The sequence below is a fragment of the Maridesulfovibrio sp. genome, assembly GCF_963678865.1.
Taxonomy (GTDB): Bacteria; Desulfobacterota; Desulfovibrionia; order Desulfovibrionales; family Desulfovibrionaceae; genus Maridesulfovibrio.
This window is the reverse complement of record NZ_OY787459.1, coordinates 376,515-392,352: the sequence shown is the minus strand read 5'-3', so window position 1 is coordinate 392,352 and position 15,838 is coordinate 376,515. Positions and strand designations below refer to the sequence as shown.

Genomic DNA, 15,838 nt, shown 5'->3' with positions numbered 1-15,838 from the left:
TCCATGCTTAACTCTAGCATGAAACCATGCCCTACGGAACCGGGAATAAAAAAAAGGATGCCCCGCTACAGGGCATCCTTTCAAAACAGCTATACACAAACCGGACTTAATGCGGCTGAGCCTGATACTCTTCCTTAATCAGATTGAGCGCTATGGGAGTAGCGCTGTCGCGCCCCCGGAACAACTCTTCCGTTGAAAGATTATCCAGAGCATAGCTAAGCACTTCATCCATACTCTCCACCGGAATAATTTCAAGATCCTTAAGAATTACATCCGGCACATCCTTAAGGTCTTTCTTGTTATCAATAGGGATCAGCACGGTCTTGGAAAGACCCCTGTGAGCAGCCAGAAGCTTTTCCCGAAGGCCGCCGATAGGCAGAACCCGGCCACGCAAGGTGATCTCCCCGGTCATGGCCAGATCATGCCGAACCGGAACATTCAGGAACGCGGATGCAATGGCGGTACAGAGAGTAATCCCTGCAGATGGGCCATCCTTGGGAGTAGCTCCTTCAGGCACATGAACATGTATATCGATCTTCTCATGAAAATCTGATTTCAGCCCGAAAAGGTCGGAACGGGAGCGAATATATGAAAGCGCTGCCTGAGCAGACTCCTGCATGACCTCACCAAGCTTACCGGTAATAACAACTTTACCTTTACCGGGCATGAGTACAACTTCCACCATGAGCATTTCACCACCCACCTGGGTATAGGCAAGCCCGGTAGAAACCCCTACAAGGGATTTCTCTTCACTGGCACCGTACCGGAATCTATATACTCCGAGAATTTTGCTCAGATTTGCAGTGGTTACGTGGACACTTTTATTTTTGTCACCCGACTCCACGATCTGCATGGCAGTCTTTCTACAGACCTTGGCCAATTCCCGTTCAAGGTTACGAACTCCTGCCTCACGGGTGTAGGTACGAATAATGTCGATCATGGCATTATCGGAGATGGCAAGGTTGTCTTCCTTAAGACCATGCTCACCTATCTGCTTTGGCAGCAGAAAGTCCTTGGCAATATGTATCTTCTCGGTTTCGAGGTAACCGGGAAGCCGGATAATTTCCATCCTGTCCTGCAGAGGCAGCGGAATGGAATGCAGATCATTCGCAGTCGTAATGAAAAAGACCTTGGACAGGTCGTAATCAAGATCAAGGTAATGATCATTGAATGTGCCATTCTGTTCCGGGTCGAGCACCTCAAGAAGAGCAGCGGAGGGGTCACCCCTGAAATCGGTGCTCATCTTATCAACTTCATCAAGACAGATGACCGGGTTGCTGTATTCGCAACGTCTCATAGACTGAATGATCTTACCCGGCAACGCCCCTACATAAGTCCGGCGATGGCCACGGATTTCAGCTTCGTCACGCACTCCGCCCAATGAAAGGCGAACGAATTCGCGTCCCATGGCTCTGGCAATAGAACGGGCGATGGAAGTTTTACCAACGCCGGGAGGACCCGCAAAACAGAGAATGGGCCCTTTAATTGTCTCTACGAGTGACTGCACGGCCATGTACTCAAGAATACGTTCCTTGGGCTTCTCAAGACCATAATGGTCTTCATCCAAAATTTTACGCGCTTCAGCTATATCAAGCTTGGTCTTTTTATATTTATTCCAAGGAAGCTCCATAACCCAGTCCACATAATTGCGGACCACGGTGTACTCGGCAGAGGAAGGTGCCATCTGGCGCAATTTTTTGATTTCCTTGCGCACCCGCTCTCTGGACTCTTCTTCCATGTTCTTTTCATTGAGCTGTTCTTCAAGGTCATGGGCTTCCGCCTGAGGATCATCCTCGCGGCCCATTTCCTTATTAATGGCTTTGAGCTGCTCGTTAAGGTAATACTCTCGCTGGTTTTTTTCCATCTGCCCTTTAACGCGGTTCTTGACCCGTTTTTCAATGGACACGATTTCAATTTCGCCAAGCAGGAGCTCATAAACAGCTTCAAGCCTTTCAATGGGATCAACCATTTCAAGAATAGTCTGCTTTTTGAGGAATTCCACCTTAAGGTGGGGCATGATCGAATCAGCCAGCTTTCCGGCAGTACGAATGGTTGAAATAGCAAGAATTGTCTCGGGAGCAATCTTCTTGTTCACTTTACCGAATTTTTCAAGGGCCTCGTGAACAGAGCGCACCAATGCCTCGGTAGTATGCTCTTCGGCAGGCAGATCATCCACCCGCTCAATATTTACCAGCGGAAAATTTTCACCGAAAACAACCTCTTCTGATTCGGGATTCCACCGGGCACGGTACATACCTTCAAAAAGCACCTTAATCGTGCCGTCTGGCAACCTGAGCATCTGCAGAATCTTACTGACAGTTCCGACCTGAAAAAGATCTTCCGGCTCAGGTTTTTCTTTTTCAGGAAATTCCTGAGTGACCAGAAAAATTTTCTTGTCGTAATCGGAAATAGCCTCTTCAATAGCCTTGATCGAAGACTCACGACCGACAAAAAGAGGCACAATGGAACGCGGAAACATTACTACTTCCCGCAAGGACATCATTGGCAGAATATTTTGTTCAGCGGATGTATTGCCACCTTCAAATACTGTGGACGACATTTATCCTCCTGCTTTTAACCCGGAAACGTCTTTAAACCGAACGAGAACAAACGATACGTCCGTTCATAGGCTTAGGCACCAAATCAGGGAAAAATGTTATGTTGAAATGTCAGTTAAACAATTAACACGACGATTGATTTTTAAAAAAGTCATCAGCATATCGTAAACTTGCCTGCGTTCACCTGTCACTTTGTTTCAGCCATGTGAAGCTGAAAAGCAAGGAAACGATAAACCTTTAGAAACATGAAATAATACCTGCTACCATTTTGTCAAACCGCAAACCGTGATTAATTACATTATACATAAAAAACACCTGCTGGCGGGGACTGCACTCTCTATCGGGAAAAGTTTCAATAGGATTACCCCGGTTCTTTAAAAACTGATTCATCCTATTGCCGAAATCTCATTTTCCAAATGCTGTTGCAGAATAGGCAACGAGATAACAAACTTCGTCCAATGGCCCGGAGAAGAATAAACATCCAAAGAACCCTGATGAAGGTCAGCTATAATAAAGTATGAAATCGCCAGTCCCAATCCCGTTCCTTCTCCTACCTTTTTAGTTGTGTAGAAAGGTTCGAAGATCCGTTTACGGACTGCGCTGTCAATGCCCTGCCCGTTATCTTCAATTTCAATATTAATGCAACCTGACGTCTCATAAGAACGGAGTATGAATTTCGGGCCTTCGTTCTCATATTCCTTCGAATTCATGGACTGGGCACCATTCTTCAAAAGATTCAAGAAGACCTGTTGAATTTCACTTCCTTCACAAAAAACAGTAGGCACATCAATATCGTATTCACGGACAATCTCAATTTTCTTAAAATCATATTTAGTCGAGAGATTATATTCATTTCCGGCAAGATCTATTGTCTTGTCTAAAAGCTCAGCAAGAGAATGCTGCTTAAAATTGTCCTGATTCTTGCGGCTGAAGCTGAGCGTATTCCTGACAATTCTTCCTGCCCGGTCAACAGCGGAAGCTATCCCGTCGATAATTTTAGGAATTCCCCGGTCATACATATAACCCTGCAGATCTTCGAGATTCACTCCCCTTTTCTCTGCCGCTTTCTGGTTCGCGGGAAGATCACCCAGAAGCCGCCTTAATATATTCTGGGTTCCCTGTGCAATAACTCCAAGCGGGTTATTGATCTCATGGGCCATGCCTGCAGCAAGTCCCCCCACAGAAAGCATCTTTTCGTTCTGGACCAGCATATCCTCCAACCTGACCCGCTCCGTTACATCTTCAATCAATACAACAACGCCCTCCTGTTCTTCATCAAAAAGCGGGTAGATCATAATGTCATCATAAAAAATATCACCATCTTTTTTGCGCACGACACGTGAATCAGTCCAGACTTCGCGACTTCGCGCCGTTTCCCTGACATGCTCCATATACGGAGATAATCTGGGAAAAACATCGTCAACCTGACGTCCTAAAACATGTTCATCGCTAAGCCCGGCAACCTCAGAAGCCTTCTTGTTCCAGCGAGTCACCTGTCCTTCGCTGTTCAATCCAACCAAGATAAAGGGCATAGAATCAATTATACTTTTCAGATAGTTACGCAAAAGCCTGTTTTCTACAAGAGAACTTTTCAATTCAGTTATATCGGTATGTGTACCGATCATTCGCACAGCCTTTCCAGACTTATCCCTCTCTACAGCATTACCGCGCCCGAGAATCCACAACCACCTTCCGTCCCTGTGCTGCATACGGAATTCTACTTCAAAATTCTCAATTTTATTATCTATACACTTACTGTTCTCGATGAAAGCCTGCTCCCTGTCATCCTCATGGATAAGGTCAAGCCATGAATCAACATGGTACGGGAGCTCATATTCACCATATCCAAGCATGGCTTTGTAGCCGGGACTATAATAAACATCATCTGTTTTAATGTTCCAATCCCACACACCATCCTTGTTTGCAGCCATGGCAAGGGCAAACCTTTCCTGACTCACACGGACCAGTTCCTTCGTCCGGTGCAATTTGATGTAGGCTAATAATAATGCAATGGAAAAAACCAAAAGTACCAGAATGATAAGACTTCCGACAACTATTTCAATTTTATGGCTTTTCCACAGAGATTTAGTTTCGTTGATTATGGTGTGATTTTTCGGAAGTAAATAATCACTAACATTATAACGGTTCAACATATTACGATCAAAAACAAATTTATTGGCGTCACCACCTTCAACAACAGGAAGGTCTTTAACGGCCCTGCCATTGATAATATCAAGAGCTATACGCCCGGCAATAACTCCCTGCTCAAAATGAGATATTACCTTCCCCCCGAAAATCCCGTCGCCAAGGCCATGTTCATAAAGATGAAAGACTGGTCTTTGGCAACGAGACATAATGGCCTGCAAACTATCGTCAAAAGATTTTGAAAAACCGAATTTATCGCGATAGGCGGAAAGCAGTAAAACAGCACTGTCAGCGGACAAAGAAGACAAAGCATCACCCAGTTCCGCCCAGCTCATATGTTTTAGTGAAAGTTCCTCAAATTCAATAGCTGGAAATTTATCCAACAACTGATTCATCACCGAAAGATCCGCTTGTCCACTGGGAGTTGAATCCACTATGGAATAGATCTTATTAATATTGGGGAAAATATTAGTTATTGATGCAATTGTTTCTTCCATGGAAACCGCCTCAATAACCCCGGTAAAATCATCATTGTTGTTTAGGGATCGAGCCTTAGACTGGTTATTAACTCCACAAAAAACAACCGGAATATCGGGAAAAAGCTTATTCCGGTTCTCAAGCGCAAAATTCAGAGCATTATCATCCGAGGTAACAATAACGTTATACCGGCCTAACTCTGAAAGCTTCATCGCCAGCAACTCTTTGAAAGCACTAATATTTTTCTCATTCATGAATCGTTTAGAATCCATAAATTCCACATCAAGATGTACTCCGGCAGGACCGAGAACAGATTTAAGGCCTTCGATTTGATCGAAGAAAGTAGGAAATCCGGGATGATATGAATTGATGAGCAAAACTTTACGCTCTGCTGACAACCCGGTGCTAGCAAAAAAGACAAGCAGAAATATCAAGCTAAAAAGAATTAACAATTTTTTTTTCATAAACATAATGACCTAAAAATAAATTATCTATGTGAAATTAGATAATACTTTATTAATCAATTGTTGCCAATCCCTTAAAATGAAACAAGCCTGCGGAAGAGTATCAGCTTTTAAGCACGAGGACAAAAAAAAAGCCTCCGACCCAAAAAGGATAGGAGGCTTAAATAATAACAGTTTAAAAAAGGCTAAGCACTTTTGACTTCGTTATGGAAGAACAAAATGGGTTCCATTCCGGTATCAACAACACTCTTGTTGATCACGCACTCCTTAACTCCGCTCATGGAAGGAAGCTTGTACATGATATCGAGCATGATGGATTCCAGAACGTTACGTAGGCCGCGAGCACCTGTTTTACGTTCAACAGCCTTTGCGGCAATCGCTTTCAGGGCGTTGGCAGTAAAGGTCAAACGAACACCGTCGAGGTCAAACATTTTTTTGTACTGCTTGACCAGCGCATTCTTGGGTTCCTGCAGAATCCGTACGAGATCTTCTTCTGTCAGTTCGGAAAGCGCTGTCTGAACCGGAATACGGCCCACAAATTCGGGAATAAGCCCGAACTTGACCAGATCGGCCGGTTCTGCCTTGGCGAACATTTCACTGATACCCTTGTCATTCTTGCTTTCTACCTTAGCTCCGAAACCGATACCGGAACCGGACATGCGCTGTTGCACGATAGAATCCAAACCGATAAACGCGCCGCCGAGGATAAAAAGGATATTAGAGGTATCCAGCCTGATGAATTCCTGCTGCGGATGTTTGCGGCCGCCTTTGGGCGGAATATTGGCTTCAGTTCCTTCAATAATCTTCAACAGAGCCTGCTGCACACCTTCACCGGAAACATCTCTGGTGATGGAAGGGCTGTCTCCCTTGCGGGAAATCTTGTCAATTTCATCAATGTAGATAATCCCGCGGGAAGCAGCATCAATGTCATAATCAGCATTCTGCAAAAGCTGAACAAGGATGTTTTCAACGTCCTCGCCCACATAACCGGCTTCGGTTAATGTAGTGGCATCCGCAATGGCAAAGGGAACCTTAAGTACTCTTGCCAAAGTCTGAGCCAGCAAAGTTTTACCGGACCCGGTGGGACCGATAAGAAGGATGTTGCTCTTATCAATTTCAATATCGTCAGCACCGCTGGACTGTGTGTAAAACACACGCTTATAGTGATTATGAACAGCTACAGCCAGAATCTTTTTGGGATGTTCCTGACCGATAACATATTCATCCAGCAGCTCTTTAATTTCCTGTGGGGACAAAAGCTTACCTGCATCAAACTCCTCACCGACCGCTTCCTGGGCCATGATGTCATTACAAAGCTGGACGCATTCATCGCAGATGTAGACATCAGGTCCGGCGATCAGTCGCTGCACCTCATCCTGAGACTTGGAACAAAAGGAGCAATGAAGGTCCTGTCCTGAACCGTTATTTTCATTACTCATAAGGAATTAACCTTCCTTGGATTCAATATTTCCGCGACTCTCCAGAACCTTGTCGATGAGGCCGTATTCTACAGCTTCAGCAGCGGACATGAAGTTATCGCGATCCGTATCCTTCTCAATCTCCTCCACGGTTTTGCCGGTATTTTCGGCCATGATTGAGTTAAGGGATTTTTTAAGTCTTAAAATTTCACGGGCCTGAATATCAATGTCAGTAGCCTGTCCCTGAGCACCGCCCAGAGGCTGATGGATGAGGATACGGCTGTGAGGCAGTGAGTATCTCTGGCCCTTCTCACCTGCGCTAAGCAGAAAAGCACCCATGCTTGCGGCCTGTCCCATGCAGAGTGTTGCTACCGGAGATGAAATATATTGCATGGTATCATAAATTGCCATGCCAGCTGTCACCACGCCGCCGGGGGAGTTGATGTACATGTAGATTTCTTTTTCAGGATCTTCAGATTCCAGAAAAAGAAGCTGTGCGCAGATTACGCTGGCAACATGATCGTCTACTTCACCACTGAGCAGGATGATTCTATCTTTGAGAAGACGGGAATAAATATCGTAAGCGCGTTCAGTACGCCCTGTAGTCTCAACAACAATAGGTATAGTTCCAGACATCTATATCTCCCGGAAATATTTAGTAATATTAATGAAAACTTAAACTAGCTGAAAATAAACCCGTCCGATTCCAAACGGATGTTCACTTGAAAATCATCCTAAACATTTGAAGGCTTGAGTACAAGTCCAAATCAGGCAGGTTTAACACTACACACTGTTAACCGCATATAGAATTATTAACAACCTATTTCCTGCAAAGCAAAAACGGCGGCGCGGTCAGAGAAACCACGCCGCCGAACATATTTATCAATCGGCTGAAATTACTCTTTGTCCTTTTTAACAGGATCGATTTCAGTAACATCGGCATTTTCGTAGATAAATTCAGCTGCTTTATCAGCAAGCAGGCGATCCTTAAGAGGAATAAGCAGGTTATTCTCTTCGTAGTAGGATTTAACAGAACTGAAGTCCTGATGTGTCTGCTGTGCGATCTGGTAAAGAGCGCCTTCAACATCCTGAGGCTGAACTTCAAGTTCTTCACGTTTAGCCACAGTAAGCAGGAAGATTTCAGTACGTACGGACTCTTCTGCCACGGGACGCTGCTCTTCACGAAGCTCTTCCATGGTTTTGCCGAGAGATTCAAAGCTCTTGCCGGAACGCTCAGCACGACCGATAACGTCAGCAACCATGCGGTCAAGACGGTCTTGCATAAGGGAAGGAGGCAGAGGGAAGTCGAGTTCCTTAACGATATCGCTGATCAGTTTGGTCTGAGCTGCAGATTTGTTAAGCTGCTTGCGGTTTGCAGTGTAAGACTGCTTAACTACTTCACGCATTTTTTCAACGGACTCGAAACCACCGGCCTGTTTTACAACTTCATCTGTGAGCTCAGGCATTTTACGCTCTTTAACAGCGTGAACAGTAACCTTCATGGTTGCAGTTTTGCCTGCGAGATCAGAGTTGATGAAATCTTCGGGGAAAGTGATGTCGGTTTCACCGGACTCACCTGATTTCAGAGTCTTGACGAAATCTTCAAATTCTTCAAGGGAGTGACCTTCACCGATGGGCAGGTCAAAGTTGTCAGCCTGAACACCGGGAATGGGTTCACCGTCCATTTCAGCGGAGAAAGTTACGGAAGCGAGTTCACCGTCTTTTGCGGGACGGTCTTCTTCGATGGGAGCGATCTTAGCCATGGACTGCAGGAGTCTGGTTTCAACGTCCTTGAGATCTTCGTCGGAAACTTCAGCACGCTCTTCTTCAACAGGCAGGCCGAGGTAGCCGGGAGTATCGAATTCGGGAATGATTTCAAATTTGATCACGTAGCTGAAGTCTTCACCGCGAACCAGTTCCTTAGCATCAACGTCAATCTTGGAAACAGGTACGAAGGATTCGCCGTTGAGGATTTCGTTGATCTGATAGTTGATCAGGTCTGTAGTAGCTTCACTGATAATCTGCTTTTTGTACTTGGACTGGATAACAGAAGCGGGAACTTTACCCTTTCTGAAGCCCTTTATCGGGGTCTGTACCTTGTACAGGGCAACGGTTGCGTCCAGCGCAGCACCTACTTCTTCAGCGGGTACAGAAACTTTAATCTCTCTTTCAACCGCTGATACTTCTTCAATATTAAAATCCATCTTGGCATCCTCCTGGAAAATATATCCGCCGCAAACAAATCGCTCCGGCAGTTGTGTACTTTGGCTTGAGTCGGTCAAAGTGAAGTCTTTCACATTATTCCAACAAAAGAACTGGGATTATTTAGGCAGTTTCCCCACAAAGTCAACCCCCTTACAGGAGTTCAACCGCAAATAATGAATAAATTCCTGTTTTTTGGCCTAAAAACAAAAAAATCTGGCAGACTTGTTAAAAAACTCCAGCTGCAAGGGACAAAAGTTTGGAACGTCATGTTTCATATGGCACGCGGTCTTCAATCTTATTCATACAGATTCCGCTAGCTGTGTTTTATAAGATGTCTGCAATAGCCCTTCTATCATTAATAAAGAAGGCGAAGCCTCAAGAAGAGACTCCGCCAAGCAAGGAGGAGATGCGTATTATCAAAAATTTATGCCGCAAGCTGCTGTATCAATTGCTCCCTTTTGGATTCAATTCGCTCAATCAAAGCAGCCTGCCCCTTATGCCCCGGATTGAGAAAGCTGATTGCGAGATCGTAGGCTTGAACAGCCTCCTCCATTTTACCTGACATCTGCAGAACTACGGCAAGATTGTTATGCAGGGTCGCCCTGTGAATTTTCTTGGACTTGCACTGGGACATCTGAATAGCAGTTTTCAAATTGCTTTCAGCCTTATCAAATTCACCGTTGTTGCAGGCTTGCATACCTTCTCTGTTAAGTTCCCATGCCTTACCGAGTTTGCACATATTCACTCTCCTGAAATATATTTATTGATTATCAAAAAGATTTTCCTTGTTTGTTGATTTAAATGTATTGAAAACGATTTTCAATGTCAACAACAAATTTAAGAATAACCCCGTTCGAAATGAACGGGGTTGAATAAATTATCCAAGAGCAATGACGCAGCTCCACTGAGATTAAACTATCAGCTTTGGTAGGCAACTTTGGCAGGGGTATTCTCTCCGAAGATACGGTCAGTAAAGCGAACATACCATGCTGCGGACTGAACCTGAATAATATAAGCCATAGCAATAACCAAAGCCGCGTCAGAGCCCTGCGGTCCGAAAGCGTTTATGGCGATAGCCAGAGCAATGGAAAGATTACGCATCACCGAACCGTACACAAGAGCGATGGCATCTCCACGGGGCAGAAAACTTTTGCCGATCAAAGTGCTCAGGGTAAAGTTAAAGAAGTAAAGCACCAGCAAGGGGACAAGAATACTGAGTAAAACCTCAGGAGCGGAAGCAATTGTTTTCGCCTTCAAGGCCAGCGCGACAAAAACGATCCCAAGCACGCCGAGAGTAGACAAAGAGGGAAATTTTGGACCGAGACCCTTTTGGAAATCTTCCTGCCCGTACCTGCCCACCAGAAAACGCTGCGTCATAAAACCGAGAATCATAGGGAAAAAGACAATAAACACAATCTGCTTAAAAACTGCATAAAGATTAATTTCAATGGAAGCACCAAGAAGCATTTTCGCAAAAAACGGAGTCAGAATAGACCCGGCGATAAGCCCGACTACAGTCATTTTCACTGCTGCGGACATGTTGCCCTTGGCAAATCCGGTCCAGGAGATGGTCATTCCGCTGGTAGGCACCAGCCCTGCCAGCAACAACCCAAGGGCCATATATGGTTTATCACTGAAAAAATATAACCCGAATCCATAGGCCACAAAAGGAACAATGCCAAAATTGATTAATTGAGTCAGCAATTGGGCTTTACCGTCCCCGCCCTCGAAAACTTTTTTGATTTTCAGGGTGACCATCATGGGATAAACCATTAAAAAAGTGAACGGAACAATCATGGATTTGAGCCAGACGGGATCGAAAAACAGTCCATACACAAACCCCGCAACCATCATTACCGGAATCGCGATAATCAAATTTTTAGTAATTTTCTGCAAAATAATCCACATATTATTCTCCTATGCTTATGGTTTCATTTATTGCCCTACCCCTTTCTGTGGTATAGAACCTATCAAAACCACTAAAACCGGACATTGATCTCGATCAATGAGTCCAATTTTATTCAAAAAAATATGAACAGACATAAATTAGAAAATATAATCAGCGAGATACCGATCTTCTCCAAATTGGAAAAAGAACAGCTGGAACGAATCGCACGCCACGCCACTGTGAGCGATTTTTCCAAAAAATCAGTGCTCTTCAGCGAGGACAATTCTTCTAAAGGATTGCACATCCTTCTCTCCGGCAAGGTAAAGCTCTTTAAAATTTCAGATGACGGAAAGGAGCAGACCATTTTTGTATTCGGCCCCGGAGAACCTTTCTGCCTGTGTTCGGTCTTTTCAGACGGGCTTCTCCCTGCAAATATGGGCGCGCTTGAAGACAGCCGGATACTCTTCATCAAGCCTGCCGAGTATGAAAAACTTGTTCAGGAAGACCCTACAATATTAATGAGTATGATGAGGGTCATGTCCAGAAGGTTGAAAGATGCCATGGAAATGATTGATTCCCTTTCCCTCAAGCAGGTCCCCTCCCGGCTTGCCGCTTACTTTCTTACCCGTGAGAAAAACGGACTGGTAAAAATGGATATTTCATACCGTGAACTTTCAAAAATTATCGGAGTCACCCCGGAGGCTCTTTCCCGAGCCATGAAAAAAATGGCCGCAGCCAACTTAATCGAAGTTGAGGGTAATGAAATCAAAATCTTTGACCGCAAGGAATTAATCCGCTGCAGTGAAGGGGAATGCCTGAGGTAAACCTCTTCCCCATAAACTGAGCAACTTTGTACTATCAGCGGAAAACGACTCCATGCCACTTTGTGGTCACAGGCAATAATAGCATGGAGGAAACAATGAACCTTGCAGCGTTTCTGGCCTACAGCATAGTGGTGACCTTCACCCCCGGGCCTTCAAACATAGTAATCTTTTCAACAGCCCCAAACTATGGGTATAAAAAAGCACTTGAATTCGTGGCAGGATCGAGCATTGCTTTCTGCATAATGCTCAGTCTCTCAGCAGCGCTGAACAGTTACCTGTTTACAATTATGCCGGAAGTGCAAACTGTAATGCAGATCGTCGGCACAGGGTATATTCTTTATCTGGCCTGGAAAATCCTGAAAATGGATGACGGAGGAAACGCGGACAGCTGCGGCGGATTTATAACCGGATTCACCATGCAGTTTGTCAACCCCAAGGCCGTACTTTTCACCCTGACTGTCATCGGCAGTTTTGTAATCCCCGCCTTCAGCGACCCGCTGGACATTGCCCTTTACGTGGCTATACTTACTTTCATCGGTACGTGTGCATACAGTTCATGGGTTGTGTTAGGAACACTCTTCAGACGCTACCTTCGCCCATACCAGAAACAGGCCAACTTCATTCTTGCCCTGACCATGGTCTATTGTGCATGGTCGATTTCAGGAATAGAGAAACTCATCTAAGCCCATAGATATGCGTGAATTCAATTATACCAAACATGACGACCTGACTGTACTCTCGGCAAAATTCGATAAATTCGAATACCGCAAGCATTCCCATGAGGAGTACGCCATCGGGGTTACCCTGGCCGGGATTCAGCGGTATTGGCTGGATGGGGAAATGCTTAACTCCGCTCCCGGCGGAATCATGCTCTTCCACCCGGAACAACTGCACGACGGATGTTCTGGAGATAAGACCGGGCTTGAATATGTAATGTCTTACATCCCCCGGCAATTATTTGAGAGTATTTCCGGCAGAAAAGATGTACTGAAATTTTCATCCCCAATCATATATGATCGCAAGATGGCTGAGAATATTGTCCGTATGACCCGCTCTATTGAAACCGGACACGGCTCCCTGCTGATCAGTGAACTGATCATGGATGTAATAAACCGCGCCGCAAACACAGTTGACGAATTGCAGACACCGAAAAATTTCAAAGCCGTCAACCGGGCTGTTGAAATAATGTACGATAATTTTGAAGCTCCGTTAAAGCTCGATGAAATCTGCAAAGAAGTGCAAATGTCCAAATACCATTTCATCCGCCAGTTCAAGGCCGTCAAAGGACTTTCACCGTATCAGTTTTTTCTCGGACGCAGAGTTGAACAAGCCAAAAAATATCTGGATGACGGCAAAGAATTATATGCGGTAATGCTTGAATGCGGATTCTACGACCTCTCCCATTTTAACCGCCAATTTAAAAGCGTGTACGGATTAACCGCACATGCCTATGCAAAATTACTTCATAAACCCTGCTGATCAGTCCCCGATATCAATATTTAAAGGTTAGCATATTTAAGCCCTTGGCTCACTGCTTTTCGGCAATAAAAAAACCGCCCCTTTAGATAAAAGACGGTTCTAGAATGCTGACTTACAGGAATGTATTTGTACTCAGTTTCTATCTGGCCAACTCATAATGATCGACCTTGCCGGAAAGCATATCCAGCAATTTATAAATACGGACTTTGCCTTTCTCCCATTTATAACCGTCCCATTTACCAACATCCAGCCAGACCCGTCCGGCTTCACTACCCTCACGGTAAGCGACTATCTTGGCATCAGCTAAATATAATCCTACTACCCACGACCAGCGCCCCTCATATTCAAGTGTCCATTCGCAAATATCTTCGGGAGTCCCCTGAGGATAAACATCCGGAGTAATCCCCTGCTCTCGCAACCACTCTTTTATGGTTGTTTTAAAGCTTTCGCGGGTATCATCATGCTCAATAATACATACTTTATCAGCCTGTAAAATTTCCGGAACAGGTTCATTGGTGACCTCCATAGAAGTACACCCGGCAGTAAAACCGAAAAAAATCAGAATCAAAAATAGCTTAAAATACTTCAATGCAAATCCTCGCTCATGATTTGTGCCGGGATATTATGGATCAACAATGTGGTCAACCCTGACTCAAAAGAAACAGGCCGTACTGCATATGCAACACGGCCTGTTTCGGACAATGGAGTACGGGACTGTACTAAACGCAAAGTTGTTTAATCAAAGTATTCAGCTCGTCGCTCATCCTGACCAGCTCAGAACTGGCCTTATTTGCGGCGTGCATACCTTCAGCTGTCCGGGCCGCAATGGAATTGATGTCATCCACCGCCCGGTTGATTTCCTCACTTGTTGCGGACTGCTGTTCTGCGGCAGCAGCAATGGACTGGACCTGATCCGAAGTCCCGCTGACAATTTCAACAATCCTTTCGAGCGTCTGCCCGGAACTGCGTGCAATTTCAGTGGATTGTTCCACTGCTTGGCTGGCCAGCCTGACACCTTCAATAGAACGCTGGGCACCGTTCTGAATAGCACTGATGGCGGAACTAACCTCATCTGTAGCTGTCATGGTCTTTTCCGCAAGCTTGCGAACTTCATCAGCAACAACGGCGAATCCACGCCCGGCCTCTCCGGCACGGGCAGCTTCAATTGCTGCGTTCAAGGCCAGCAGGTTGGTCTGGTCGGCGATATCCTGAATTACAGTAATCACGCTGCCAACAGAATTAGTCTGCTTGCCAAGATCACTCATAAACATCCCGAGATTATTGGCATGGCCATTCATGGTTTCAATGGAATCAATCAGATTACGGACTTCGTTCTGCCCTTCCCCAGCATTCTCGGCTGCGTCAGTGGCATTGCCAGCAGCATCAACAGCGTTTCTAGCTACCTCGAGCGTAGTGCTGTTCATCTCTTCCATGGCAGAAGCTGTTTCCGTAATTCTGTCAGATTGATGCGCCGCACCCTTGGCTGCATCCTTAATCTGGGAAGCGATCAATCCGGCAGCAGAATTAACCTGTCCGGTAATATCCACCAGCTCAGCAGCAACTTTAGCCACCCTTTCTGAATTTTCCTGAATCTCACGCTGGTGCTGTTTAACTTCGGTAAGATCAAAATAAATAGTTAGCGCACCGCACAGATCACCATCAAGATCGTAAAAAGGCTCACCGGAAAATTGAAGTTCATGCAATCCGCCTTCACCCTCAAACGACGTTTCTCCCTCTATCCTGATTCCTTCGCCCACAACGCGATCTGTACGTGTTTTACGGGAATTATCCCCATAGACATACCCCCCGGTTGTCAGGCCGTAGTAGTCCTCAGGTTTACCTGTCTTACCTGAAATCTTAAAAAGTCTGCTCCCGACAAAATTAACTTTTGCGTCCGCATCACAGGTCATAAACGGATACGCTTCAGCAATAGCATTGAGCACTCCCTCGGCAAAACCGATCCTTTTTTTCAAGGCATCGATAGTAATGCACATCTGAGCACTGATCTTATCGAATTCACTTATACCGGACTCCGGCCTGCCGGAATTAAAGTCCCCTTCGGCAACTCCTTTCAGGTAAAAGATCATTCCATCTGCACTTTTAGCTGTCCCGGAAGTCAAAACTTGAACGATGACTCCTCCACTCAACAAAACCACAATAAAAACAAGACCGGCAGTAACCACAGTTTTAAATTGCGGATCTGAAATCAATTCCACTGCCCCCAAAGCAGACAAAGCTCCAAGCACAGCACACACAAACACCCCGATAAACAATCTGGATTTCATAGCACCCTCTTAGTCGAAAGGTTCAAATGAAGGGTAACAAAACAACACCCCCGAAGAACCAACCAAGAAGCATCAATTTCAAACATAAAACAACA

At 45.2% G+C, this 15,838-nt stretch carries 12 protein-coding genes; 3 read left to right on the top strand and 9 right to left on the bottom strand.

What is annotated here, in order from left to right:
• Positions 1–106: 106 nt before the first annotated feature.
• The 7 genes from lon to ACKU41_RS01620 form a co-directional block, all read right to left on the bottom strand.
• A complete protein-coding gene (gene lon, locus ACKU41_RS01650; RefSeq protein WP_319781124.1) occupies positions 107–2,560 on the bottom strand; it encodes an endopeptidase La in 2,454 nt (817 codons plus the stop codon).
• A gap of 384 nt (positions 2,561–2,944) precedes the next feature.
• Positions 2,945–5,557, bottom strand: a complete 2,613-nt coding sequence (locus tag ACKU41_RS01645; RefSeq protein ID WP_321403678.1) for an ABC transporter substrate binding protein — start codon at positions 5,555–5,557, stop codon at positions 2,945–2,947.
• Between the two features lie 272 nt (positions 5,558–5,829).
• Positions 5,830–7,083, bottom strand: coding sequence for an ATP-dependent Clp protease ATP-binding subunit ClpX (clpX, locus tag ACKU41_RS01640; protein WP_319781127.1), 1,254 nt, complete (start codon positions 7,081–7,083; stop codon positions 5,830–5,832).
• 6 nt (positions 7,084–7,089) lie between these two features.
• Positions 7,090–7,698, bottom strand: a complete 609-nt coding sequence (clpP, locus tag ACKU41_RS01635) for an ATP-dependent Clp endopeptidase proteolytic subunit ClpP (RefSeq protein WP_319781128.1) — start codon at positions 7,696–7,698, stop codon at positions 7,090–7,092.
• A 260-nt stretch (positions 7,699–7,958) separates the two neighbouring features.
• Entirely contained in the window at positions 7,959–9,266 is a 1,308-nt protein-coding gene (gene tig / locus ACKU41_RS01630) for a trigger factor (protein ID WP_319781129.1), read from the bottom strand.
• Between the two features lie 425 nt (positions 9,267–9,691).
• Positions 9,692–10,006, bottom strand: coding sequence for a tetratricopeptide repeat protein (locus ACKU41_RS01625; RefSeq protein ID WP_319781130.1), 315 nt, complete (start codon positions 10,004–10,006; stop codon positions 9,692–9,694).
• Between the two features lie 179 nt (positions 10,007–10,185).
• On the bottom strand, positions 10,186–11,175 hold the full coding sequence (locus ACKU41_RS01620; protein WP_321403675.1) for a bile acid:sodium symporter: 990 nt from the start codon (positions 11,173–11,175) through the stop codon (positions 10,186–10,188).
• Between the two features lie 123 nt (positions 11,176–11,298).
• On the opposite strand from ACKU41_RS01620, the gene ACKU41_RS01615 reads away from it, so the two are divergent.
• The 3 genes from ACKU41_RS01615 to ACKU41_RS01605 all read left to right on the top strand — a co-directional run bounded on the left by ACKU41_RS01615 (position 11,299) and on the right by ACKU41_RS01605 (position 13,458).
• Positions 11,299–11,979: a Crp/Fnr family transcriptional regulator gene (locus ACKU41_RS01615; RefSeq protein ID WP_319781132.1), complete on the top strand. Its 681-nt coding sequence runs from the start codon at positions 11,299–11,301 to the stop codon at positions 11,977–11,979.
• A gap of 95 nt (positions 11,980–12,074) precedes the next feature.
• Complete coding sequence (locus ACKU41_RS01610) at positions 12,075–12,662, top strand: LysE family transporter (protein ID WP_321403673.1); 588 nt, start codon at positions 12,075–12,077, stop codon at positions 12,660–12,662.
• Positions 12,663–12,672: 10 nt separating this feature from the next.
• Entirely contained in the window at positions 12,673–13,458 is a 786-nt protein-coding gene (locus ACKU41_RS01605; protein WP_319781135.1) for an AraC family transcriptional regulator, read from the top strand.
• 139 nt (positions 13,459–13,597) lie between these two features.
• On the opposite strand, the gene ACKU41_RS01600 is transcribed toward ACKU41_RS01605, so the two are convergent.
• Positions 13,598–14,047 (bottom strand): Sbal_3080 family lipoprotein, encoded by a 450-nt coding sequence (locus ACKU41_RS01600; protein ID WP_319781137.1) that lies wholly within the window; start codon positions 14,045–14,047, stop codon positions 13,598–13,600.
• A 130-nt stretch (positions 14,048–14,177) separates the two neighbouring features.
• Positions 14,178–15,743, bottom strand: a complete 1,566-nt coding sequence (locus tag ACKU41_RS01595) for a methyl-accepting chemotaxis protein (RefSeq protein WP_321403671.1) — start codon at positions 15,741–15,743, stop codon at positions 14,178–14,180.
• Positions 15,744–15,838 lie beyond the last annotated feature (95 nt).